The sequence below is a fragment of the Paenibacillus sp. J22R3 genome (genome assembly GCF_056269305.1).
Genome location: NZ_JBWDNS010000003.1, coordinates 857,713 through 879,734, shown reverse-complemented (window position 1 = coordinate 879,734; position 22,022 = coordinate 857,713). Strand labels below are relative to the sequence as shown.

The 22,022-nt window shown below is 44.0% G+C and carries 23 protein-coding genes; 18 read left to right on the top strand and 5 right to left on the bottom strand.

Translation table 11 applies throughout. From position 1 onward, the window contains the following. Positions 1-70 precede the first annotated feature (70 nt). Complete coding sequence (locus AC0YN4_RS18620; protein WP_475836430.1) at positions 71-472, top strand: hypothetical protein; 402 nt, start codon at positions 71-73, stop codon at positions 470-472. Positions 473-623: 151 nt separating this feature from the next. Further along, a complete protein-coding gene (locus AC0YN4_RS18615; RefSeq protein ID WP_475836429.1) occupies positions 624-1,109 on the top strand; it encodes an Imm26 family immunity protein in 486 nt (161 codons plus the stop codon). Between the two features lie 378 nt (positions 1,110-1,487). Here the strand turns inward: AC0YN4_RS18615 and AC0YN4_RS18610 are convergent, their stop codons facing one another. After that, on the bottom strand, positions 1,488-2,753 hold the full coding sequence (locus AC0YN4_RS18610) for an IS110 family RNA-guided transposase (RefSeq protein ID WP_475836428.1): 1,266 nt from the start codon (positions 2,751-2,753) through the stop codon (positions 1,488-1,490). A 203-nt stretch (positions 2,754-2,956) separates the two neighbouring features. Continuing rightward, positions 2,957-3,334 (bottom strand): DUF3888 domain-containing protein, encoded by a 378-nt coding sequence (locus AC0YN4_RS18605; RefSeq protein ID WP_475836427.1) that lies wholly within the window; start codon positions 3,332-3,334, stop codon positions 2,957-2,959. Positions 3,335-3,496: 162 nt separating this feature from the next. Here AC0YN4_RS18605 and AC0YN4_RS18600 point away from each other — a divergent pair, with 162 nt between their 5' ends. The 15 genes from AC0YN4_RS18600 (at position 3,497) to AC0YN4_RS18530 (ending at position 19,926) form a co-directional block, all read left to right on the top strand. Then, entirely contained in the window at positions 3,497-4,411 is a 915-nt protein-coding gene (locus AC0YN4_RS18600; protein WP_475836426.1) for a phosphotransferase, read from the top strand. 363 nt (positions 4,412-4,774) lie between these two features. After that, positions 4,775-5,848 carry a CHAP domain-containing protein gene (locus tag AC0YN4_RS18595; protein ID WP_475836425.1) on the top strand — a complete coding sequence of 358 codons (1,074 nt, stop codon included), beginning with the start codon at positions 4,775-4,777 and terminating at the stop codon, positions 5,846-5,848. 999 nt (positions 5,849-6,847) lie between these two features. Beyond that, complete coding sequence (locus AC0YN4_RS18590; protein ID WP_475836424.1) at positions 6,848-7,396, top strand: hypothetical protein; 549 nt, start codon at positions 6,848-6,850, stop codon at positions 7,394-7,396. Between the two features lie 97 nt (positions 7,397-7,493). Continuing rightward, positions 7,494-8,021 carry a hypothetical protein gene (locus tag AC0YN4_RS18585; protein WP_475836423.1) on the top strand — a complete coding sequence of 176 codons (528 nt, stop codon included), beginning with the start codon at positions 7,494-7,496 and terminating at the stop codon, positions 8,019-8,021. Between the two features lie 277 nt (positions 8,022-8,298). Further along, complete coding sequence (locus AC0YN4_RS18580; protein ID WP_475836422.1) at positions 8,299-9,330, top strand: LacI family DNA-binding transcriptional regulator; 1,032 nt, start codon at positions 8,299-8,301, stop codon at positions 9,328-9,330. Positions 9,331-9,756: 426 nt separating this feature from the next. Next, positions 9,757-11,067, top strand: a complete 1,311-nt coding sequence (locus tag AC0YN4_RS18575; protein ID WP_475836421.1) for a sugar ABC transporter substrate-binding protein — start codon at positions 9,757-9,759, stop codon at positions 11,065-11,067. A gap of 271 nt (positions 11,068-11,338) precedes the next feature. Continuing rightward, positions 11,339-12,484 (top strand): carbohydrate ABC transporter permease, encoded by a 1,146-nt coding sequence (locus tag AC0YN4_RS18570; RefSeq protein ID WP_475836420.1) that lies wholly within the window; start codon positions 11,339-11,341, stop codon positions 12,482-12,484. Then, a complete protein-coding gene (locus AC0YN4_RS18565; RefSeq protein WP_475784498.1) occupies positions 12,484-13,326 on the top strand; it encodes a sugar ABC transporter permease in 843 nt (280 codons plus the stop codon). Before AC0YN4_RS18570 ends, AC0YN4_RS18565 begins: the two co-directional genes overlap by 1 nt. A 30-nt stretch (positions 13,327-13,356) precedes the next feature. Continuing rightward, positions 13,357-14,088, top strand: a complete 732-nt coding sequence (locus tag AC0YN4_RS18560) for a sugar nucleotide-binding protein (protein ID WP_475784458.1) — start codon at positions 13,357-13,359, stop codon at positions 14,086-14,088. Positions 14,089-14,513: 425 nt separating this feature from the next. Then, positions 14,514-15,998, top strand: a complete 1,485-nt coding sequence (locus AC0YN4_RS18555) for an Lsa family ABC-F type ribosomal protection protein (protein WP_475784457.1) — start codon at positions 14,514-14,516, stop codon at positions 15,996-15,998. Positions 15,999-16,482: 484 nt separating this feature from the next. After that, positions 16,483-17,373, top strand: coding sequence for a phosphotransferase enzyme family protein (locus AC0YN4_RS18550; protein WP_475784456.1), 891 nt, complete (start codon positions 16,483-16,485; stop codon positions 17,371-17,373). Between the two features lie 41 nt (positions 17,374-17,414). Beyond that, positions 17,415-17,843, top strand: a complete 429-nt coding sequence (locus AC0YN4_RS18545) for a hypothetical protein (RefSeq protein WP_475784455.1) — start codon at positions 17,415-17,417, stop codon at positions 17,841-17,843. Positions 17,844-17,964: 121 nt separating this feature from the next. Next, positions 17,965-18,363 (top strand): hypothetical protein, encoded by a 399-nt coding sequence (locus tag AC0YN4_RS18540; RefSeq protein ID WP_475836419.1) that lies wholly within the window; start codon positions 17,965-17,967, stop codon positions 18,361-18,363. Between the two features lie 76 nt (positions 18,364-18,439). Next, positions 18,440-18,697 carry a hypothetical protein gene (locus AC0YN4_RS18535; protein ID WP_475784453.1) on the top strand — a complete coding sequence of 86 codons (258 nt, stop codon included), beginning with the start codon at positions 18,440-18,442 and terminating at the stop codon, positions 18,695-18,697. A 410-nt stretch (positions 18,698-19,107) separates the two neighbouring features. Beyond that, positions 19,108-19,926, top strand: a complete 819-nt coding sequence (locus AC0YN4_RS18530; protein WP_475784497.1) for an EcsC family protein — start codon at positions 19,108-19,110, stop codon at positions 19,924-19,926. A gap of 180 nt (positions 19,927-20,106) precedes the next feature. Here AC0YN4_RS18530 and AC0YN4_RS18525 read toward each other — a convergent pair whose 3' ends face one another. From AC0YN4_RS18525 to AC0YN4_RS18515, 3 genes are all read right to left on the bottom strand, one after another. After that, positions 20,107-20,304: a hypothetical protein gene (locus tag AC0YN4_RS18525; protein WP_475784452.1), complete on the bottom strand. Its 198-nt coding sequence runs from the start codon at positions 20,302-20,304 to the stop codon at positions 20,107-20,109. Positions 20,305-20,409: 105 nt separating this feature from the next. Then, a complete protein-coding gene (locus AC0YN4_RS18520; protein WP_475784451.1) occupies positions 20,410-20,556 on the bottom strand; it encodes a hypothetical protein in 147 nt (48 codons plus the stop codon). Next, entirely contained in the window at positions 20,528-21,178 is a 651-nt protein-coding gene (locus AC0YN4_RS18515; RefSeq protein WP_475784450.1) for a sterol desaturase family protein, read from the bottom strand. Before AC0YN4_RS18515 ends, AC0YN4_RS18520 begins: the two co-directional genes overlap by 29 nt. A gap of 172 nt (positions 21,179-21,350) precedes the next feature. On the opposite strand from AC0YN4_RS18515, the gene AC0YN4_RS18510 reads away from it, so the two are divergent. Next, entirely contained in the window at positions 21,351-21,953 is a 603-nt protein-coding gene (locus AC0YN4_RS18510; RefSeq protein WP_475784449.1) for a TetR/AcrR family transcriptional regulator, read from the top strand. Positions 21,954-22,022 lie beyond the last annotated feature (69 nt).

Sequence of the window (22,022 nt, the reverse complement as noted above, 5' to 3'; positions counted from 1 at the left end):
AATAGTTCAACGGAATCTGGAACAAATTGAATAAATGGAACGTTGTTATATTATGAGGGGGAGTACGTTGGTGAAGATAATTATTTCGTTTTTAATCACTCTATTGATGCTTACGGGATGTAATCAATCCAAAGTAATCAATTCTGAAAATTCAATAACTGAGTCCACTCATAATCCAACAGCACAGGAAATTATCGCTCAAAATCCGAATGCAGACATTTTTCAATACCAAGGAGTTATTTACGACAATGCAAGTAATATTGATTGGGTACAACAAGAAAAGTTATCAGTTGGAGATAAGGTTGGAATGATTACAAAGCAATATAAAGATGGTCTTAATTTTGAAGACGAAATGGCGACGAAACTTCCTGTTGGAGTAGAAATTTTTGAGCCGATTAAGAAAAGTGGACCAGTATTAATAGTCAAATTAAATGGTAAGGAAATTAGATATTTGGGATTACTCGAGGGTTGAATCTTTGCCTGGCGTTCCGCTAACGGGCACTATAGCGTAAAGACAATAGGGCTGCCGGGATGAACCGTAACCTGTTGAGCTAACGGGCAGTTTAGCGCAATTCGACAAGTGGATATAATATGCATATAAAACTTTCAGTGAGGTCGGTGGCATGAATATTAAGTATCCCTTTAGACCGAAATCAAATGCATCACTTGTTCCAGGGCAGTTCTGGGCAATTCCCTTGAAAAATGGGCAATTTGCTTGTGGCAGAGTGATACAGGTAACCAAATCGTATATGGCAAGTCCAACAAAAACATTCCTAGCAGGACTAATGGATTGGTTGGGTGATTCGCCACCAACACCAGAGTATATTGCTGGAAAACAGACCATTGTACAAGGCGTAGCGCACATTCGTACAATCTACGAAACTGGACTAGGAGAAATGATTACAGGCTTTCGTCCACTGGAGTCAGATTCAATTGAGCCAGATTCTTTCCGTTCTCAGACAGGGTACCAGCCTGGGATTTGTATGTTGATGAAGGGATTAATCGAAATAAGACCAATCACTCATAGTGAGTGGGAAATCTGCCCAACATTAGGTGTTTGGGGAACGGACTTCATTAGAGAACTTGCAGAGGCTAAGTTATTAGGATAGCCATTAAGCTCCCTCGAAATGATTCAGTTTCCTCACTCAGACTCATGAATTCGCAGGATTTCATCCCGTAGTTAAGGTGCCAGAAGGGGATGGAAGAGTAACCGGTGACGGGGGATTGCAAATTGGGCATGCGGGAATAAAGGTGAATTTCTAATCACCCATATTGTTCCATATGTGCACGTCTCCACTTCGCCCTAGCGATTCTCACTCCCATGTCTCAACGGGTCATAGCCCTTTCATTCCTTCGTCACATCTAACTACGGGGTGGAGGTCGGTCTTTCTAACGGAACGGGTCCGAGCCCTTTTGTTGAACATATCCCGATACTCCGTGCTACTTGTCATCCTGCGAATGCTTGAGCTGGTGAGGATCGTTAGATCTTAAGCTGCCAGCGGGAAAACACGAGTTGAATCGTAGGCTTCATTGCTTTTTGCTAAGCTGACAAGCAAACGAGCTACTTTGCTGCATAGTTTCATGATGGACTTCATTTTCTTCAACTTCTTATCCTCCACGTTATGACGGTGCAAAGCTCGTATTTCCGGGTTTGTCATGACCATACACATCGTCATGAGATAAAGAAAATGACGAAGACGCGGCCGACCTCGTTTGCTAAGTACCATCTTTCCCCGCCACTTTCCAGAACTGGCCTCAGCTAGATTCAACCCTGCATGCCGCAGCAGCGAATTGCCATGCGAATAGCCACTTAGATCACCAGCCTCACCAAGTACTCCAGCTAAACACGTTGCACTCACACCACGTATTTCTAGCAGTTTCTGAGCGTACGGAATGCGTTCAAGAATGAGGTGAAGCTCATGCTCAATTTGTTCAAGCTGACTCCGAGCCAGGTCGTATTCTTCAAGTAATTGCTCCAGATGAAGCTTGTAAGCGTTGAGTGCCTGCTTAGTGCCAACACTGGATTTTGCAAGTAAAATGAGCAACTCAGCGCGTTTTACTCCAGCATGACGCTTCGCATATTGCTTCCAACCTTCGAGGACTTGTTCCGTGTTCATTCGACTGATGTCTCTCGGCAAAGGGAAGAGTCTGAGTGTTGCGATTGCACTGATGGAGGTAAGGATTTTAAACACTTGCAGAAGCTCTGGGAAAACGATATCCACCCAGCGGTGGATCTGATTAACCGTACTGTTAAGTCGTTTGGTAACCGTCTCTCGATTTGCCATGAGAATGCGTAGTTCCTCGTAAGCTTCCGAATGAAACCGAACAGGGGAGTAATACCCGTTTTTGATCATATCTGCAATGACAAGGGCGTCCTTACGGTCACTTTTAGAAGGTGTATTGTCACGGTTTTCCTTGTTCTTTTTGACGAGATGGGGGTTAACCAAGACAGCTTCAATGCCTTGAGAGCCAAGCCAACTTGCTAAGCTGAACCAGTAGTGGCCGGTGGGTTCCATGCCAACGATGACGTTGCTCAGCCTGTAGCTCTTGAGTAGATCTTGAATCCAACGTTCGAACAGTTTGAATCCCTCGTGATCGTTACAAAACTCGAGTGGAGTACCCAGAGCAATGCCGCGAAAGCTGACAGCGCGAGCTACGTGAGCTTCCTGAGCAATGTCTACGCCGATGACTAGGTGAGAAACGGTAATGTTTTCAATGAGTTGATTTTGCTTATCCTGTGACTTAAACTTCATAGTAGAGTGACCTCCTGATGGGCTTTTTGAGGCTTTTGACCTCGTGTGCAACCCCATCGTACCGAGGCGCTCGTTTTTGTTCAAACGCCAAATTATTCGTTTTACAGGAATTCTAACGGAGCACTATCGCTCAATACACGACGGCAGCTGGCTTAATGATCAGCTGCTGTTTTTCATTGAAATAACGGACAGTTTAATTGTGTTTATTCTGTTCTTATGACTTTCTTCACTGTTACTTCATTTGCAACCAAGTTGGTGAAGGTAATGATATAGTGATGGTAAGGCGGGTTATGAGGTCCTTCAAAAGTCGATACTTTCAAGGTTGTCTCCCAATAATATTGACCTGGCTTCAAACGTTTGACCTCAACGACATTATCGACCATGAATTGTCGCTCATCCTTATATTCTCGAAGAACGTTTTCTATCGGTTTGAACAAAGTCCACACGAATGCGTCTTTAACCACATCACATGAAGATTGTTGTTGATTCTTTGTTGCTGTTTCATTTGCGACTTTATCCATGGGCGCAGATACACCCAATGAAGCGGCAAGTAAGACATTTGCTAATAATGTTAACTTCATCAAAATAACCTCCTTTTATAGAGGTATTTTCTCCCCAAAGAAACAAGTTATAAACACTGCTAACCTCAACGACAGGCTTGTTCCGCTAACGGGGCAGTTATGCGTAACTTCCAGGGAATGTAAACATCTAAATAACGTAAGGAACGAGGAGGCAGACAATTCATGGGAGGAACGAATGTATGGGATGCGGAGTGGGAGGTTAACGAAGAGCAGGCGCGGACGCTGATCGGCAGACAATTCCCTCAGCTGTCATCGAAGCAAGTGAAGCGATTGGGCTGGGGCTGGGACAATACGGTTTTTCTCATCGGTGACGAGTACGTGTTCCGGTTTCCAAGAAGAACGATTGCAGTTGGCTCGATTCGTATGGAAGGGAAGCTGCTGCCGAAGCTGGAGGCATATATGACCATCCCCTATCCGAAACCGTTGTTTTATGGCGAAGCAAGTGACGAATACCCGGCACCATTTCTTGGCTATGCCTACGTGCCAGGAGATTTCCCAATCGGTTTGACGGAAGAACGCCGGGCTTTATCGGCAGAGACGCTGGCGAAATTTTTGCGGAGATTGCATGAGTTTCCGGTGCAGGCGGCGCTGAAGTGCGGAGTTCAGCAAGATCATCGAAACTTGACGGACATAGCATCGCGCAAAGTGAAATTGGAGGGCTTTCTATCGAAGGTGGCTGAACATTTGTCGCCGGAGGAGTCCGGTGTGATCGAAGCGTATATTAGCAGGCTGCAAAAGGACCGTGTCGAGGTGGTGAATGCACTGCTACATGGCGATCTTCATTTCAAAAATATGCTTGTGAATGAGAACGGGATCGTTTCCGGCATCATTGATTGGGGCGATCTGAGCGTAGGCCATCCGGCTTGCGATTTGAGCGTTGCTTATAGCTTTTTACCACCTTACGCTCGCGGCGTGTTTTTCGAAACGTACGGAGGAGCGGACGAGGAAACGAAGCTGCTGGCGCGGCTGATCGCGGTATACATCCCCATACTGATCTTAATGCAAGCGGTCGATGACGGGAATGAAGCGATTGCGGCAGAGGCGAAATCCAACATCATGCGGGCACTGTCTGATTAGGCTCATTATTTCGTTGCGGCTATGGGGCTATGACTATCGGCACCATTTTGTCGTTTAAAGGCCGCGATAAGGTACGATCCGCCTTCTCTGATGCCGCTTTATGTTGAGGAACACGAAATTCAACAGAGTAAGTCGTTGCGCTAACGGGACATGTTAATAAACGACCAGGAAGAAGTTGCCGGCACTGACCGGCAGCTTCTTTACGCTTTTCGTTGAAGTAACGGGCAGTTTAATGGAATTTCTAGGGGTATTAGGAAAGAAGATGCATTACAATAATAAATGGTGTTAAGAAACTGGGAGAAGCAAAAATGATTTCTAGTTATAAGCCTTAGCTGCTGCTATAAAGAATAGGGAGGCGTAATATTGATCTTCGAGAAGAAGACTAAGCGGCTTGACAGTGTGCGAGCTCTAATTCATGAAATGCTTCTTACAAATGAGAGTAACTCCAAGAAACAGGAGGCTTGCGAACAGTTGTCAGGGGTTTCTACTTTTGCTTCGATGCTCGCTCTGAGAAGAGGACAAGATTGGGAATTTGCTGCGATTGCGGGTTTGCTTCACGATTTTTATTTCTATAAAACTGGAATAAAGGCCTTCCCTGGCCACAACAGCGCAGATGCTGTAAGACCGATTATACGTAGCACCCAAATTTTTTCCGACGAAGAGATGTCAGTCATTCTTAGATCGATCTTTTATCAAGAAGATAGATATCGAGCCCATGGACCATATGAGGAAATTATCAAAGACGCCATTTTATTGCAATTATACTTTCACAATACAGGTAACATTTTACCGAATACGGGTACATGTAGACTACAAAATGTATTTATTGAATTAGGGATTCCAGTGGAAAATGTGAACGTGGAATCCAACGTCGATACGGAAACATTAAACACTGAAGAAAGACGACTTATGCTGGCTGATTTTGCAGAAACGCTTGCTGGGCAAAATATTGTTGGCGTCCCGGAAGATGAGCGTTATCGGGAGATTTGCAAGTATTGGCCGGACTCGGATATCTATAAAGTGCTTAAGGAAAATTGGTGTGCTGCATTCGTATACTACTGCTGTATGCAGGTTGGATTTCTACTGCCAATTCGATATCCAAACCGCATGTATCGATTAGCTGGGGTTGGTGCATGGTTGGATTGGGCCCAGCTGCCTGAGACAGGATTTTTCTATCACGATAGACAAGATGGATTCAATCCAGAACGTGGTGATATTGTCATTTTCGAGAAGCTACTTTCTGATAATTCTCACGATCATATCGGAATTGTTTTAGCTTGTGATGACAACAAAATATTGGTTGCGGAAGGTAATAAAGATAATAAAAACTACTCCAGTGTTTTATACAGGGGTAGGGGTCACTGTATATTCGGCTATATCCGTATAGACAACGGCTATCAATATCATTTCAACGGAGAGTATATACCGATTGGTTAATAATTTCGGGCAATGTGTTATTGCGCTAACGGAGAACTATAGCACAACAATTACTGTTTCAATTGGCATTCCGCCGGTAACGGACAGCATACTCTAACGAACATAATGGATACTTATAGTGAAATTACGAAAGGAGAGGATATAATGCGTATATCACTCTTAGGTATATCAATATCACTTTTTGGTATAGCGCTTATTCTAGCTTCAAGTGGTTCAGCAACTTCGTTTGGACTTGGAGTCACGTTTATAGGACTAATATTTTCATTTGTTTCTTGTTTTCTGAAAGATAAAAATAACTAAACTATTATTGCGATTTAACGAGAAATGATTGCGCAACAATAAACAGGTTGCCAATGAAATCAGCACCATTCGTTGCTATCGTTCTCCGTTCAATTAACTGAATATTGATCTTGAAAAGACATTATTATTATTAGCGTTCATCATGAAAGAGCTGCCGACTGGCAGCTCTTTGCTATTCTAACGTGCAGTATCTTAATACCCAATCTAACTATTTTTTTGGTAAACTTGATACAGAAATAAGTAACGGATTTTTTGATATGGAAAGGGACACATTGGAGATCAGCTTATGCGAGAAGCTGAGATATTCGCAGCTTCTATGAGTCATAGATCAATATTTCTCTTCACACATACAGCTCAATTGTATTATGAAAAAAGAGGGTGGGAGATTGTTGACATTGTCGAACCCCCTGATGTTCCCTACGTATCGGTAGTTATGTCTAAACAAATTGGATGATACCTTGGTTACGCTAACGGGCAATAGCTTAATAATCATCAAGAAACGGCAGCCGGCATATGGTTGCCGTTTTCTCAACTAAAGGGCCAGTTTAGTGGATTGAATTATCCATTTATGGTTGGTCAATTCCATGCTAAACTAAATCTTTAAATGATTACGAAAGCAGTAAAGCAGTCTGACATCACCCAAGGGAGGATATAACTATTAAATACAATTGGAAACACCTCTTAGTTGGCCTACTATTATTGAGCTTTATTTTTCTATATTACAAAGAAAATCAAAATAATAAGAAGTACGAGAGTTATCTTTCTCAAGAAATATCAAACAAGCACAACGAGCTCATTGGGAATTTCTTTCTCATAAGAGATGACTTAGAACCCTTACTTAACAATCAACCTAATTTCAACTATAAAGAGATTTTGGCTGAAAGGTTATATAAAATCTCAATGCTTTCGCAGGACTTAGACTATTTTATTAGTTATTTTCATTTAGCAAATGGACTACATAATATAACATCAAGTGTTTCAAATAATTTTGGCTTTTATTTTGAAAGAAATGACTTTACCAAAATTACTAATGAAGATAGGGAAAAGATAACTAAATTAATTGAACTGTCAGATAGATGGATGAATGTAATATCATATGAATATCCAGGAATTACAAGAGAAAATCAAAACGAAATAATAAACAAGTATAAGAGTAATTCCTTTATAAAGAATGAAAAATGGATGGAAACAATGATCGGATTAGATAATGTTTCAAGAGAATATGAAGGTATGTCAAGAAGTGAGTAACCTAAGATGCAGCCGGCAAGAATGATCGGCTGCTTTTTTTGTAGAAGTAATAGACAACTTAGCTTGAAAACAGGACGTAGTCGAGGGGGAGTTGCTGTTGAAACGGCTTAAGTATAAATCACTGCTTGTTACATTAGTTAGCGCATTGATTATCATAGGTGTAATTAGCGTAAGCATCTGGTATTATCGTGCTGACCCGTTAGTTGACGATGGTTTAACCACCTATACAGACAAAGTAGGGAATTATAACGTTTATACCATTATGCTTATAAATAAAAGCAGAACAGATATCAAGATTCAAAGCGTGACAGTCAACGGGAAAATGAAGCCGGACCTTGTTCAACTTGGTATTAGTTATAATACGGGTCACCAGGTCCAATTCATGGGGGAAAAGACAGACCCTGCGACTAAGTTCATGGATGTTCATAATCAATCCATTCGTCCTCAATTATCCGCACAAAAGGTTCGGGCCATTATTGAGAATAAAGCTAAGTCAGATCATAGGACACCAATCCATTACGGTATTGCCGTCCGATTCGACCAACAACCCTTGCAAGAGGTAACGATACGTTATAAATATTTAGGTTTGACCAAAGAAAAGCATATTACTAGATGGTTCGAATAATGATCCGAAAACGTTATGAACGCTAACGGACAGATAACAAAAAAATTATCGATAAATTTTCGATAATTTTTGACAGTATTATAGACTCTTGTTATAATGGCGGCAGGGGGGAAATCGCTTCAGGGTAATATTCATGAAGTTTTGGTGTATTCCTCCATATGATATAATACGAATAATAGGCCTAAGGACATGCTGAAAGAGCTTAGTTAAGCAACTGAGAGTAGCTTTTGGCTTTTGTTATAGTGATATTGAAAATGCTGTTAAATTTAGTGAAATCATGACTTCAAGGAGAAAGAGAAGTGCTGCTATTGTGGCTAAAATCAAAGAAATTGCAGAGAAAATGAACATATCAGTAAGCACGGTATATAAAGCTTTAAGCGACGCAGAGGACGTAAATCCGGAAACGAAAAAGAAAATATTGAAAACGGCGATTAACATGGGCTATGTTGCCAAGCGGAAAGGCGATAATCACAAACGGATTTGCGTCTTCATCGACCAGCCGGAGGATAATCATGTGCAGTATTTCGATTATGAGGTCATGATGGCTTTCAAGCGTAATGCGATTCATAGCGGGCATGAAGTATCTATAATGTCACTGGATTATACGCTGAATCATTCGAAATCCTTCGATGAATTGATGAATGAATATCAATTCGACGGTGCCGTCATATTAGGTTTAAGCAATTTCAATCCTTATTTCGAACAGTTGAAAACGACAAGCCATCCTGTGGTCATTCTAGATAACTTCCTTGAAAACCAAATGGTTTCCAGCGTATGCTGCGACAACATGAAAGGGATGAAACTGGCGATCGATCATCTGGTTGATCTGGGCCACACTCGCATCGGTTTTATTAACGGTCAGAATGATGCCTATGTATGCAAGGAAAGGTTGGGGGGGTATATCAGCAGTATCGCGTTACGCGGAATTGCATATGACCCTGAACTTGTATGCAATGGGAACTTTACGGAGGAATCGGCGGCTCCCTTAGCACGTCATTTAGTCAGTATGGGTGTGACAGCGATTATGTGCTGCAACGACATGCTCGCTATTGGTGCGATTAAGGAATTAAAGGGGATGGGACTTAACGTTCCACGAGACATTAGCGTAGTCGGATTTGATGATATTAAATTATCAAGCTACATCACGCCGAAATTGACCACGATTCATACGGATCTCGGTAATATGGGTGAGAAGCTCTTTATTGTTTTGGAGCTGCTAATGAAAGACAACCGACTGGATATGTCGTTGCAGCCTTCGTACCTGGTGGTTAGGGAATCTACGGCAACCGTTAATAGCAAAGCTGAATAGCCGGATAGCCGGATAGCCGGATAGCCGGAGCGGCTAGCTATTCCCTTATGATGACAGAAACGGATACGATATCGCACCAACTTTTCTGCCGAACGGGTTCGGCGGATTTTTTTTCATGTGAATAGTGATGAAATTTACAGCAGCACAATGAAGGATGAGACACCTGAACGTCCAGGCGTTTCATCCTTTTATTGTGCTTTTTTTTCGCAATGGATGCGAACATAAAACTCAATTATATTTATCGATAATTTATCGATAAATAATTGACAATATTATAGAGGGTTGTTATGATGGACCAAGATTCAAATCGATCACTGCGATGATCCATTTTATGGACAAGGAGGTGTGCAGAGTTAGCCGGTATCCGTTGTTTTCGTGAAAATGATCAGGTGGGTTGAATGAAAAAATCGATAGTTGGAGGTTAACATGAAAAAGATATCAAGTCTCATTCTTGCGATGATTGTTATGCTTACTTTGGCGGCTTGTGGCAATGGCAATAATGAAAGTGCTTCCAAAAACAACGGCGGCACATCTGCCAGCGAGCCGGCACCGGCTGCCGGTCAGTCGGAGGAGAATGAAAAAAGCTTGAAACCAGAGGAAGGCGCAACGATTCGGTGGTGGGGAAATAAAGAAGATTTGGAATGGATGAAATTCGTAGGGGATGCATTTACAAAACAATATGGTGTGGCAATTGAATATACAGATCAATCTACGGTTGATGCGTTTCAAAAACTTCAGACTGATGGGCCAGCCGGGTTGGGACCGGATTTATTTACCTCCGCCCATAACAACACAGGAACGCTAGCAGCATCAGGTGTACTTATGGAAAATTATTTTACTGATGAGTATAAAGAAATGTTTGTTAAGGAAGCGATAGACGGCACTTCCTATAAGGACATTCTTTATGGCTATCCGTTAAGTATTGAGACTTATGCGCTGTTATACAATAAAGACTTGGTCAAGGAAGTTCCTACGACGATGGATGAATTGATTGAACAATCAAAGTCTTTCACGGATGCGAAGCAAAATAAATTCGGTTTTATGATGCAAGCGGATGACTTCTATTATGTCCATGCCTTCCTTGCGGGTTATGGTGGTTATGTGTTTGGCAGTAACAATACAGACCCAACCGACCTATCGGGATTGAATAGTGAAGGTGCGATAAAGGCCGGCAACTTGCTGCAACGCATACACAAAGAAATATTGCCATTAAGCGTAGAGGACATGACGTTTGATATTATCAGTTCCATGTTCAATGAAGGTAAGCTGATGTTTCGGATTGGTGCTCCACCGGACTTAAAGAGCATTCGAGAAGCGGGTGTGGATTTCGGAATCGTACCATTCCCTCTGCTTGAAACAGGTGAGCATCCGAAGAGCTTCTCCAATGTAAAATCCATTTATCAGAGCGCCTATAGCAAATATCCGGATGCTGCTTCTCTTCTGGCGCAGTTTGCCACATCGGAGGAGATGCTGCGTAAGCGTTTTGAAATGGTTGGTCAGATCCCCGCTTTAAAGAGCCTATGGGAGAGCGATGCAATCAAAAACGATCCTAACGTAGCGCCATTCATGGAGCAGGTGAAATATTCCGTTCCGATGCCGAACATTCCTGCGAACAATTCGATGTGGGTGCCGATGCAGCAAGCGTATAATCTCATTTGGAATAAGAATGCAGATCCCAAGACGGCGTTGGATCAGGCGGTTGCCAATCTTAAGGACTCCCTTGCAGCTGCGAAATAAAGGAAGCGTGCGCGAACTACTGTATGTAGTTGTACAGTAGTTCGTAATCTACACGGGAAGGTGATTTACGAACTTGCAACCAATGGAGGCTATAGAAACAGGAACAGGAAAGCATCGTGTACATGTAGTCAGGGGAACAATTCTCTCTACTCTATTCATGGGTTTGGGTCAAATTTATAATCGTCAATATGTAAAGGGAATCGGTTTTTTTCTACTTGAGATTTATTTCATCCTAATAATGAGTCACCCCATTATAAGAGGCATCATAGGCGTGATAACGCTTGGAGAGCAGCCGCAGGTTAGAAGCAGAGGGCGTATTGTTACAATCGGGGATCATTCCATCTTTCTTCTCATTTCCGGGATCATTTGTATCATTACACTTGCTCTGTTCTTATTCGTGTACTATTTGAATATTCGGGACGCGCATGCAGTTGGTAAACGGCGAGAGGCTGGCATGCACGTCAATTCTTTCAAAGAGATGGTTCAGAACATCAGGGAAAAAGGATTTCCATACATGTTGCTGATTCCTTCCATTGTTTTCACGGCATTTTTAACGATATTGCCCTTACTGTTCGGAGTTCTGATCGCGTTTACGAATTATTCCGGTCCCGATCATCTTCCTCCCAAAAACCTTGTGAGCTGGACTGGGCTGGATACCTTTAAAGATCTGATTACGTTGAAATCATGGAGCCAAACCTTTTATGGCGTATTTGCATGGACGATTGTATGGGCGGTCATTTCAACCGTGACAACGTTCGGTGTTGGATTGCTATATGCTCTAATGATTAACTATCGAAAAGTAAGATTCAAAAAACTTTGGCGGGGCATTCTGATTCTTCCGTGGGCAATTCCAACGTTCATCTCGTTGCTTATTTTCCGTAATATCTTCAACGGAGCATTCGGTCCATTGAACCAATATCTTAAGATGTTGTCTATCAGTCCAATTCCTTGGCTTTCCGACCCCATATGGACGAAAACGGCAATCATCATTACTAATATTTGGATTGGTTTTCCGTTCTGGCTCATTCTCATGTCGGGCGTGTTGACGGGAATTGACAAGGAACTCTATGAAGCTGCGGAAATAGATGGAGCATCTACGCTAAACAAGTTTAAGTCCATTACGTTGCCGCTTGTCATGTTTTCAACGCTGCCTCTGCTCATCATGTCTTTCGCCGGAAATATTAATAATTTCAATATCATTTACCTGCTTAATACGGGTGGTCCGGTAGACAGTAAGTATAGCTACGCAGGCTCAACTGACATTTTGATCAGTTGGATCTACAAATTGACCTTAGACAATAGCAAGTTTAATGTAGCTTCAGCTGTTTCTATTATTGTTTTCATAATAATTGCAGCACTCTCGATTTGGAATTTCCGAAGAACGAAAGTCTTTAAGGAAGAGGATATGCTGTCATGATGACGAGAAAAACGTCGCTTATGGAAGTCGTAACACTGTCGGCCATTTACATTGTTTTATCCATTACCGTCGTACTGGTTGTTTACCCTGTCGCTTGGATTATCTCCGGTTCCTTGAATCCCGGTGACAGCTTATATGCTAGCACGTTCATTCCAAAGAGGATTACATTGGAGCACTTTAGACACTTGTTTACGGAAACGCCGTATTGGCTCTGGTTCAAGAACACATTGATGATTGCCTTCTTCAATATGATTTTGTCTACGGTGCTGATTGTGACCGCCGCCTACGCATTTTCGAGGTTTCGGTTTCCCGGCCGCCGTTACGGCTTAATGACGATGCTTGTGCTTCAAATATTTCCTAGCTTTATGGGCATGATCGCCATCTACATTCTGCTGCTGCAGATCAATTTATTGGACAATCTGTGGGGATTGATTCTCGTGTATGCCGGCGGCTCTATTCCGTTCAACGCCTGGCTGGTAAAAGGGTATTTTGACGGCTTGCCCCGCAGTTTGGAGGAAGCAGCCAAGATAGACGGGGCATCAAACACGAAAGTGTTTACTAAAATCATGCTGCCGATGTCGGTGCCGATTCTCGTATTCGTTGCGGTCAGTAATTTCATTGGTCCTTGGATGGATTTTATATTTGCAAGACTTGTCATACGCTCGCCCGAGAACAAGACACTCGCAATTGGTCTGTTTGAATTGATTAGCGATCGCTCGAATACGGAGTTTACTACATTTGCTGCCGGAGCCGTGCTCGTTGCCGTTCCTATCACCATCATTTTCTTGCTGCTTCAGAAGTACATGGTGGAAGGCTTGAAGGCAGGAGCTAATAAAGGGTAATTAATAACTTAGCAAAGGAAGTTGTATACGATGAAGGCTATGATTACAGGAAATAACGGAGCTGTGGCGCCGTATGTGAACAGAGAATTGAAGTCTAGAAATCTTGATGTCACGGTCTGGAACCGTGATTTAGTAGGCATCGATAACGAAGAAGAGGTATATCGGTTCATAGAAGAGACGAAACCGGATATTTTCTTCCACATTGCAACCGGTCCAATTGAATGGTTGGAGTATATCGCTAAAGCAACGAAGAAACTGGGAATAAAACTTGTGTTCACAAGCACGGTTTCGGTGTACTCGGAGGACAAGACAGGGCCATATACGCCTGAGAGCATTCCTGACGCGGAAAATAGCTACGGCGTTTATAAGATTCAATGCGAGAAACTACTGAAAGAGGTATATCCTGAAGCTTATATTCTTCGGCTAGGGTGGCAAATCGGTTCCGAAACAGGTTCCAACAATATGTTTGATTTCCTATGCAGAGGCCACCGGGACAATGGATGCATCGAGGCCAGCTCGCAGTGGTATCCTTCCTGCAGCTTTCTAGAAGACACCGCAGCAGCGATCGTGGGCATCGCACTGAATTACGAAAGCAACACGTACCTGCTGAACTCGAATCGCAACTACTCGTTCTATGACATTGTTCTCTATTTGAAACGACTGCACCAACAGGACTGGAAGGTTGTCGAGACGAATGCTTTAGTCCGAGATGACCGGATGTATGATGACCGCATTAATATGAAGCCGTTTGATTTCGCTTAGAAAGTGCTCTGCAAGATAGCGGAAAGACGTAAAAATGCTGAAATGCCATTCGCGCGAATGGTATTTCAGCATTTTGTGCATGGTGTGATTTTCATGAAATTGAGTCGATTTCATTTGCAAAGCTTATAGGCAGGAGAGTCCAGCGACGGGTTGAAATGCCTTCGGCCATGTGTTATGATGACACCAAATTTAACGATTGGAGTGATTGAATAATGTAATATTTCTTGCCGGTCTTAGGGGATAAAACAAAGGTGATTTTGCGTTGTTTTGTTCTTTATTGCCACGGGAAAGTTACTTATTCTTTCACTCTTTTATATACTGCTTCTGCCCTCCGTACGGGCTGGCCTGATGTATATTTTTGAGCTGCGAGAAAAGTAACTTTCTTGCAGCTCATTTATTTTTTTTCAGCAGCAGGAGGGAAAAACATGTCAACGATTCAAGTATCCAACCTGACCTTTGCGTATGAGGGCAGCTATGACACTATTTTCGAGAAGGTCAGCTTCCAGATCGATACCGATTGGAAACTGGGATTCACGGGTAGAAACGGGCGCGGTAAAACGACGTTTATGAAGCTGCTCCTCGGTGAAATGGAATACAGCGGAACCATCTCGTCCCCGGTCGGCTTTGATTACTTCCCATTCACCGTTAATGACCCGGATAATCTGACCATGGATGTTGTGAGCGACATTTACCCAGATTATGAACTTTGGAGGCTGGAGCGCGAGCTTTCCCTTCTCAAAGTTGCGGAAGACGTGCTGTACCGGCCGTATAACACGTTATCCAACGGAGAGCAAACGAAGGTGCAGCTAGCCGCCTTATTTTTAAAGGAAAATCATTTCTTGCTGATCGACGAACCGACCAACCACTTGGATGTACATGCGAGAAAGCTGGTTAGCCAATATTTGAACGGGAAAAAAGGGTATATTCTGGTGTCGCATGACCGGGCATTCCTCGATCATTGCGTGGATCATATTCTGTCGATTAATAAAACCAATATTGAAATTCAAAAAGGAACCTTCTCCAGCTGGTGGGCAAACAAGCATTTGCAGGATCAGTTTGAGCTGAACGAAAACGAAAAACTCGTCAAAGATATCAAACGACTGTCCGATGCCTCCAAAAGAACCGGCCAATGGTCACATGAGGTGGAGAAAAGCAAAAACGGAACACGCAATTCCGGTTCCAAGGTAGACAAAGGATATATCGGGCACAAAGCCGCCAAAATGATGAAACGCTCGAAGTCGATTGAGCAGCGTCAGCAATCCGCGATTGAGGAGAAATCCAAACTGCTCAAAAACATAGAAACTTCGGAGAACCTGCAAATTTCGCAGCTGGTTTATCCCAAGTCCCTACTGGCTGAACTGGACGACGTGGCCATACACTATGACGGCAAAACGATTTGCCAGGACGTCAGCTTCACCATTAACCAGGGAGAGCGAATTGCTTTAACCGGGCCGAACGGGTCGGGAAAATCGAGCCTGCTTAAGCTGATTCTTGGCGAACCTATTCCGTACACCGGCGCTTTCCAGAAAGGCAGCGGGTTGCAAATCTCCTATGTCTCGCAGGATACTTCGCATTTAAGAGGAGACTTGTCCGACTATGCCCGGGAGCAGGGGATTGATGAGAGCCTGTTTAAGGCGATTTTGCGCAAGCTCGATTTCTCCCGCATACAGTTTGAGAAAGATATGTCTATGTTCAGTGGAGGTCAGAAGAAGAAGGTCTTGATCGCCAAAAGCCTTTGTGAAAAAGCCCATCTGCATGTTTGGGATGAACCGCTTAACTTTATAGACGTTATCTCCCGGATGCAGATCGAGGAAGTGCTGCTTGAATATCAGCCTACCTTGATTTTTGTAGAACATGACATTGAATTCACGAGGAAGATTGCAACAAAAACGGTGGAGCTGAAGAGCTGAGGCCTATTCGCATACGAAAGGAATGGATAAGATGTTGGATGAGATTGTAGATGACAGAGCGAACCGCTTACTGATAAGAGAGGTGGTTCGCGTAAATCCATATTATATATTGAGTACGACCTCACTCATTAATACTCCCGCATCGACAATTAAGATCGCCAAGTGTCGGAAGACAAGAACAGTATCCGAATGAAGTCCGCGTAAACCGCGGGCTTATTTATTTATCGGATCATGTTTTTGTCATGTGAAGATGATTTCCGACTGGTGATTAGAACATTGTCCGATTGTCGACAATCAGCCGGTTGACCTGAAACTTCAAGAGCTCAGCCGCCAAATGGCTGTCGTTTTCCCATCCAACTGAAAGGTCAGCGCAACTTTCCAACTGTTGGAAGAGTATATCCTATCAAAACCTACCATGGTACCACAGCATATTAAATAAGGTGTTCAATATGAAGCTGCTCCGGAAGGGGATGCATAATGGATAATGGATAACAAGCTCGGGTTAATGCCTCCGAACGACGAGGTTTTGGATAAGTTCGGCATTCGAGTAGTCGATCCGATTGGTGGAACCCATAATCAGCATTGGCTTGTAGATCGTCTAGGAGAGCGACTTGTCTTGAGACGGTGGTGGTCCACATCGACTGACAATATCGACTACGAAGTACGTCTGCTGACATGCGTCGCTGCACAAGGATGGCCCGTCGCGCCTGCGGTTGAAGCGCCTATTGAAGTAGACGGTCAATATTGGTGCCTGTTCCCTTATCTCCCCGGTGATCCGCCGTCCGAAGTTAACCGGGTTCTCGAACAACGTGCTCGAGGACGACTTTTGGCTCAATTCCACGATGATCTGGCGAAACTTAACGGGTTCGGGCAGCGCGAAGGCTGGCGGCGCTGCGAGGAGATCCTAAATGACCCGGCATTGGACACTATGCTATCCAAGCAAGAGCATAGGCAACCGGAGGAGATCCGTATCCTGCGATGGCACCTTGATCGAGCACGGGAGAGGATTGCAGGGCTTAAACTTCAGGATCGGCCAGGTATTGTTATCCATGGAGACTTCACACCGTGGAACCTGCGCTTCTTAGACGGACGCCTCTCGGGGATCCTTGACTTTGATTTGTCCCATTGGAACCATCGAGTCGCCGACTTCGCACTTTCGTGGCGGGGCATGCATGATGAGATTGTCCAAGCGTATGATGAAGTTTCCCCGCTTGACCCTGAGGAGTGGGAGCTGCTCACGCCAGTATGGTGGGCATGGCTCATTGAAGATGCCTGTCGGGATATCACGAGAGGCATCTTAGTAGATGAGTGGACAATTAATCATATATTGAGACGCTCTCCGTTGATGGGACGAGATTCTGGTGTATACAGGTAGAGGTTTCCATCAGCATATAAACAGGTGGGAGTTGAGAGTGGATGGCTGCGTGCATTGAAATCGCGAGAACGTCCCAATGGGTGAATCGAATCCGGGACTATGTTATTCTGCTGAACGATATCCAGCTCGGGACTGTCGAAGATGGAGGGAAGGTGCAGTTCGAAATAGAGCCTGGCGAGTATGAGCTGCGGTTAACCATTGATTGGTGCGGAAGCACCCGAATGCCTTTTACGATTGCCGATGGGGAGAAACTCCTGTTCCTTACTGGCTGCCGCATTAAGGGGATTGACTACTTTCATCCGTTGATGATGCTTTATTATGTTTTGTATAAGAAGGATCAGTACCTTTTTGTGATTCAGGAACAGGAACAGAAACTGGAACCCGGACCGGGACAGCAATTGATACAGGAACCAGTTCGGCCGAACGAGACAATAGAAATATATATCGCGGGGCAACGTTATGAGCCTTGAGTGACCGTATGGAAGAAATTCAACTATTTGAGTATGACGATGAGAGGAGGAGACACGATTGGGACCTGCGCAGTATTCGGTTAGAAATCCTTCAGGGAACAGAATCATATTTGCCATGACGATGATGATAATTCTATTCATCTACCATGTAATCGACTCCATACATGACCAAGACAGCGTAATTACCCTATGGGCTACGGCTGCAGAGCTTCTCCTGTGCGTAGTTGTCTTGCTAACGACATTGGTCAGAGGATGTAAGAAACCGACTGAACTCTATTTTCACGGGGAGCAGCTGGTATTAAACGGACGCAACATTCAAGCGAAGGATATGAAAGTCATCCTCATTATGGGGTATTTCAGACCAACCATCGGAATCAAGCCACATGGGAACAATATCGTCCCCGTCCATATGTGCTTTAGGTTCGCTAAGGATGAAGATCAAGGCATCTCGGATTTAGGGAAATGGGCTGTACAGAACGATGTGTTGCTGGTTCATAAACGATTTCTAAGGTGGATATGAGCAATAGCCTGCATCGCACAAAGGCCCAAGAATGATTAGCCGCCTCTACATAACTTACGTTAAGGAGGTGGTACACTTGGCTCTGACCCGGCGCTATACCTTGTCGGATTTGAAAGACGAGGTCTATTATTTTGATCATAACTGGAGAAGAATTTTCGCGAATGGCCGCGCCGTCTATGTGGCAACGAGGAATAATGCTTCACTTACCATCAGTATTATCAACGCAAAGGGAAATAAGGTTCCCAAGGTGCTCCAGCGGTACAAAAAGGGAAGCAGAATTGTCGTAATCGGGCTTGCCGTACATGCGCCACCGCACACAACTACGAATTTATAAATACGAGAACGGTTAGAGAGACAGACAGCTGATTTCAAATCGGCTGTCTTCTTCCAATTCAGCAGCGTCAGAATCTCGAGAAACCCAACGTTGTTTCAAACGTCGGGTTTCTCTTTTGGTTGTACTTGTCCACCTTTCGCAACAAATGATCAGCAGGCAGGGTCACAACCGTTAGCGATTCCAACGGGCTTATTTTCATGAAATAGCCACGCTGACAACCGCTAAAGTTTTGCTCATGTTGTTTCGGCAACATAGTGGCTGTCGAGACTGCGGGCTGAGGCTGCCAATCGGCAGCCTGTTTCTCTGTTCAATTAGGAGTAACACCTCGATTCGAATAAGATGAAACGTAAAGGTGCTTTTTACAGTATGTAGGGCAAAAGGAAAATTCCAGATGAGGTGTGCACGCCATGATGACGAATACAGAAACTACCGAATATTTAAGAGCAGAATTAAAGCTAATCGAACGATGGGAGCAAGATCAGAAAGGGCTGTTCTTCTGGGAGAAGCTCGGCAGACTGCCCTTTGCTATCTTGGACCGAATCACCCCAAAGTTCATTCAGGATAAGATTGGCACAGCGCTTGACGAGCTCGGCAATTATGTTCAGAGCGGCGGACGATATCTGATCAGCAAGGATCAGATGTACCGCAAATTCTTTCCGAATGCGGAGCGGGATGAAACAGCTGACTTAGTGCGAATCGGTCAGCTTCCGCTAGGTAGAATGGATGAGATCGCCGATCGCATTATCCAAACAAGCAGCAAGACGGCGACGGTGCAAGGTGCGACAACGGGAATCGGGGGTATTTTCACACTTGCCATTGATATTCCGCTCCTGCTCGGCATTTCACTTAAAGCTTTGCAGGAGGTGGCGATTAGCTACGGCTATGACCCGACGGAACAGGCGGAGCGGGTCTTTATCGTCAAATGTTTGCAGTTCTCCTCCGCTGATATCGTCGGAAAGAAAGCGATTCTGGATGATCTGGCTGTGTTCCAATCCGGTGAGCGGAGCGGTCAGGTCATGTCCCAGCTGCAAGGCTGGCGCGAGGTCATGCTCACGTACAGAGACAATTTCGGATGGAAGAAGCTGTTCCAAATGATTCCGATCGCAGGCATGCTGTTCGGTGCCTATCTGAACCGATCCACCCTTCAGGATGTCGCTGAAACCGGTAAAATGATGTATCGGAAGCGCAGAATTCTCGAGAAGTTGAACAAGGATCACGCGGAGAACTAGTGCCACTCAGATTAAGACCCAATCATGCTCACATGATCGGGTCTTTTCAAATATTCCATAATAGCATGCCTATTCACAAAATAGGGTATCCTTTATCGTAAATCCACCTATCGTGGGGGTCGCCATGATGCCACATACCTACCTAATTTATAAAGACTTTTAACGTACGTTTATTTTAAGTTATTGAAATAATGGAACGATCAATGCAATTACACCTAGAATGGTCGTCCACCATGCAATTGCCTTCTTGGGGTTAGCAAAGCAAATGATCCCTAGGATAACGGCAATTCCGCCCATCAAGAAAGGCGAATAGAAAAACCCGATTACAGCCAATACAATACCGATCCAGCCAAGCCATTTTGCTGCTGTTTCATTCATCGTTAACATCTCCATTAGTTAGATTTGTATGAGCAAGTTGTTTGCTTCGACTAAAGTAAGGTAGGTATGTCGCATCATGGCAACCCGACTGGAATTGCTTCTATTTCAACGCACTGGCGTTTGACCGGTTGCCATGCAAATGAGTCCGAGGATAACAGCTATGCTGCCCATCCAGGCAGTGGCAAAGAAACAGCCGATAATTGCTACTGCGATGCCGATCCAACTAAGCCATTTTCTTGTCATTTCGCTCATGTGCAGCATCCCCCTTATTCGTTTTAGGAAATTGAGGGCTGCGGTTTTTACGCTTTAGCCGATTTGTCTTCAAGACCATATCCATCACGGGGTTCGTTACGCCGTACATCGCTTTCTCATCCATATGATGATGCAGCAGATGTCTTTTCTTCATCCATTTCCCCCAAGGAGTCAATGGTACGATAGGGCGATGAGCGATATAATGCTGCCATTGATAATAGATCTGAAAGCTGGATGTACCGAATACGACGGCTAGCGACAGATGCCAGTCAAATCCCGTTACCAAATACGCCGCTGCGAGGATAATCAAATAGCCGTACACATCGACTGATACCGGTCCGAATAAATGCTTCACATCGTTAGGCGTCTCGTGATGAGCAACATGCCCCTTATAGGATTTGGGAGCAAATTGTGGACACTCATGAAGAACGAATCGGTGTGCCGTATATTCGATTAAGATAAATACGACAGCGCCAACGCAAATGGCCGGAATAGCCCAGAGACTGCCCAATGTTGCTATGACCCCGCAACAGCTAATGAAGACAACAGAGATGAGAAACATAATAGGATGCTGGCCTAAAAATTCTCGCGTATATTGCATACGGGTCGTCTCCGATCTCATATACAATCCCTCCCATTTAATCGACTTTGTGTTGATTAGTCGTCACACAGTTTATTATAATGAGATGGAGGATAAATTCAATGATCAAGATGCGCTTAAAAGTCGATTATCCGACACACGGCTTAAGGAAGTTCATTAGTTGAGAAATTAGTTCACTTTGAGGTGGAAGAACATGCAGGACAAGACAGATCCTAGAATAATAAGAACGAAGCTGATGCTTAGAGATGCCTTAATTGACTTATTGGAGGAGAAAGGATTAGAAGCGATAACCATCCGGGATTTGATGCAGCAGGCCGGTTTGCATCGGAGTACTTTTTATTTACACTACCGGGATAAATACGATTTACTAGAGTTGAGCAAAGAGGATATGATTAATGAAATTCTATCAATTGTGAATGAGATCGACCCTATTCACCTCATGAAATATGCCGCGCGTAACGAGCCTGATCCGGCTTTCCTGAAGCTGTTCGATTTCTTTACCCTGCATGCCGTATTTTTCAGAGTTCTCTTAGGACCTAAAGGCGATCCGGCTTATCCCATTCAAATAAGAAGAATAATGGAAAAGCTTATCTATAGTAAGCTGTCCTTGATTCAGTCCGAAGAGGCAGCGATGCCGCGTGAGTACATCATTGCTTATTTGGCTGCTGCAAATTTAGGTGTCATCCAGCACTGGCTAGAACACGGCATGCAGCTTTCTCCCAGAGAGATGGCCTTGTTGATAACGCGGATGACCACCTTCGGCCCGCTGCAGACCTTCGGACTGAAGGAGGCATAAGGAACTAAAGACGACATAGGTCAACCTTATAATACGGGTTGGCCCTTTTTGTGCTTAATTTTCGCTAAA

Excerpts from the sequence above, each read along its gene's own strand:
- AC0YN4_RS18615 (WP_475836429.1), top strand. The coding sequence starts at position 624 with ATGAATATTAAGTATCCCTTTAGACCGAAATCAAATGCATCACTTGTT.
- AC0YN4_RS18610 (WP_475836428.1), bottom strand. The coding sequence starts at position 2,753 with ATGAAGTTTAAGTCACAGGATAAGCAAAATCAACTCATTGAAAACATT.
- AC0YN4_RS18605 (WP_475836427.1), bottom strand. The coding sequence starts at position 3,334 with ATGAAGTTAACATTATTAGCAAATGTCTTACTTGCCGCTTCATTGGGT.
- AC0YN4_RS18600 (WP_475836426.1), top strand. The coding sequence starts at position 3,497 with ATGGGAGGAACGAATGTATGGGATGCGGAGTGGGAGGTTAACGAAGAG.
- AC0YN4_RS18580 (WP_475836422.1), top strand. The coding sequence starts at position 8,299 with ATGACTTCAAGGAGAAAGAGAAGTGCTGCTATTGTGGCTAAAATCAAA.
- AC0YN4_RS18575 (WP_475836421.1), top strand. The coding sequence starts at position 9,757 with ATGAAAAAGATATCAAGTCTCATTCTTGCGATGATTGTTATGCTTACT.
- AC0YN4_RS18565 (WP_475784498.1), top strand. The coding sequence starts at position 12,484 with ATGACGAGAAAAACGTCGCTTATGGAAGTCGTAACACTGTCGGCCATT.
- AC0YN4_RS18560 (WP_475784458.1), top strand. The coding sequence starts at position 13,357 with ATGAAGGCTATGATTACAGGAAATAACGGAGCTGTGGCGCCGTATGTG.
- AC0YN4_RS18555 (WP_475784457.1), top strand. The coding sequence starts at position 14,514 with ATGTCAACGATTCAAGTATCCAACCTGACCTTTGCGTATGAGGGCAGC.
- AC0YN4_RS18550 (WP_475784456.1), top strand. The coding sequence starts at position 16,483 with ATGGATAACAAGCTCGGGTTAATGCCTCCGAACGACGAGGTTTTGGAT.
- AC0YN4_RS18545 (WP_475784455.1), top strand. The coding sequence starts at position 17,415 with ATGGCTGCGTGCATTGAAATCGCGAGAACGTCCCAATGGGTGAATCGA.
- AC0YN4_RS18540 (WP_475836419.1), top strand. The coding sequence starts at position 17,965 with ATGATGATAATTCTATTCATCTACCATGTAATCGACTCCATACATGAC.
- AC0YN4_RS18530 (WP_475784497.1), top strand. The coding sequence starts at position 19,108 with ATGACGAATACAGAAACTACCGAATATTTAAGAGCAGAATTAAAGCTA.
- AC0YN4_RS18525 (WP_475784452.1), bottom strand. The coding sequence starts at position 20,304 with ATGAATGAAACAGCAGCAAAATGGCTTGGCTGGATCGGTATTGTATTG.
- AC0YN4_RS18520 (WP_475784451.1), bottom strand. The coding sequence starts at position 20,556 with ATGAGCGAAATGACAAGAAAATGGCTTAGTTGGATCGGCATCGCAGTA.
- AC0YN4_RS18515 (WP_475784450.1), bottom strand. The coding sequence starts at position 21,178 with ATGAGATCGGAGACGACCCGTATGCAATATACGCGAGAATTTTTAGGC.
- AC0YN4_RS18510 (WP_475784449.1), top strand. The coding sequence starts at position 21,351 with ATGCAGGACAAGACAGATCCTAGAATAATAAGAACGAAGCTGATGCTT.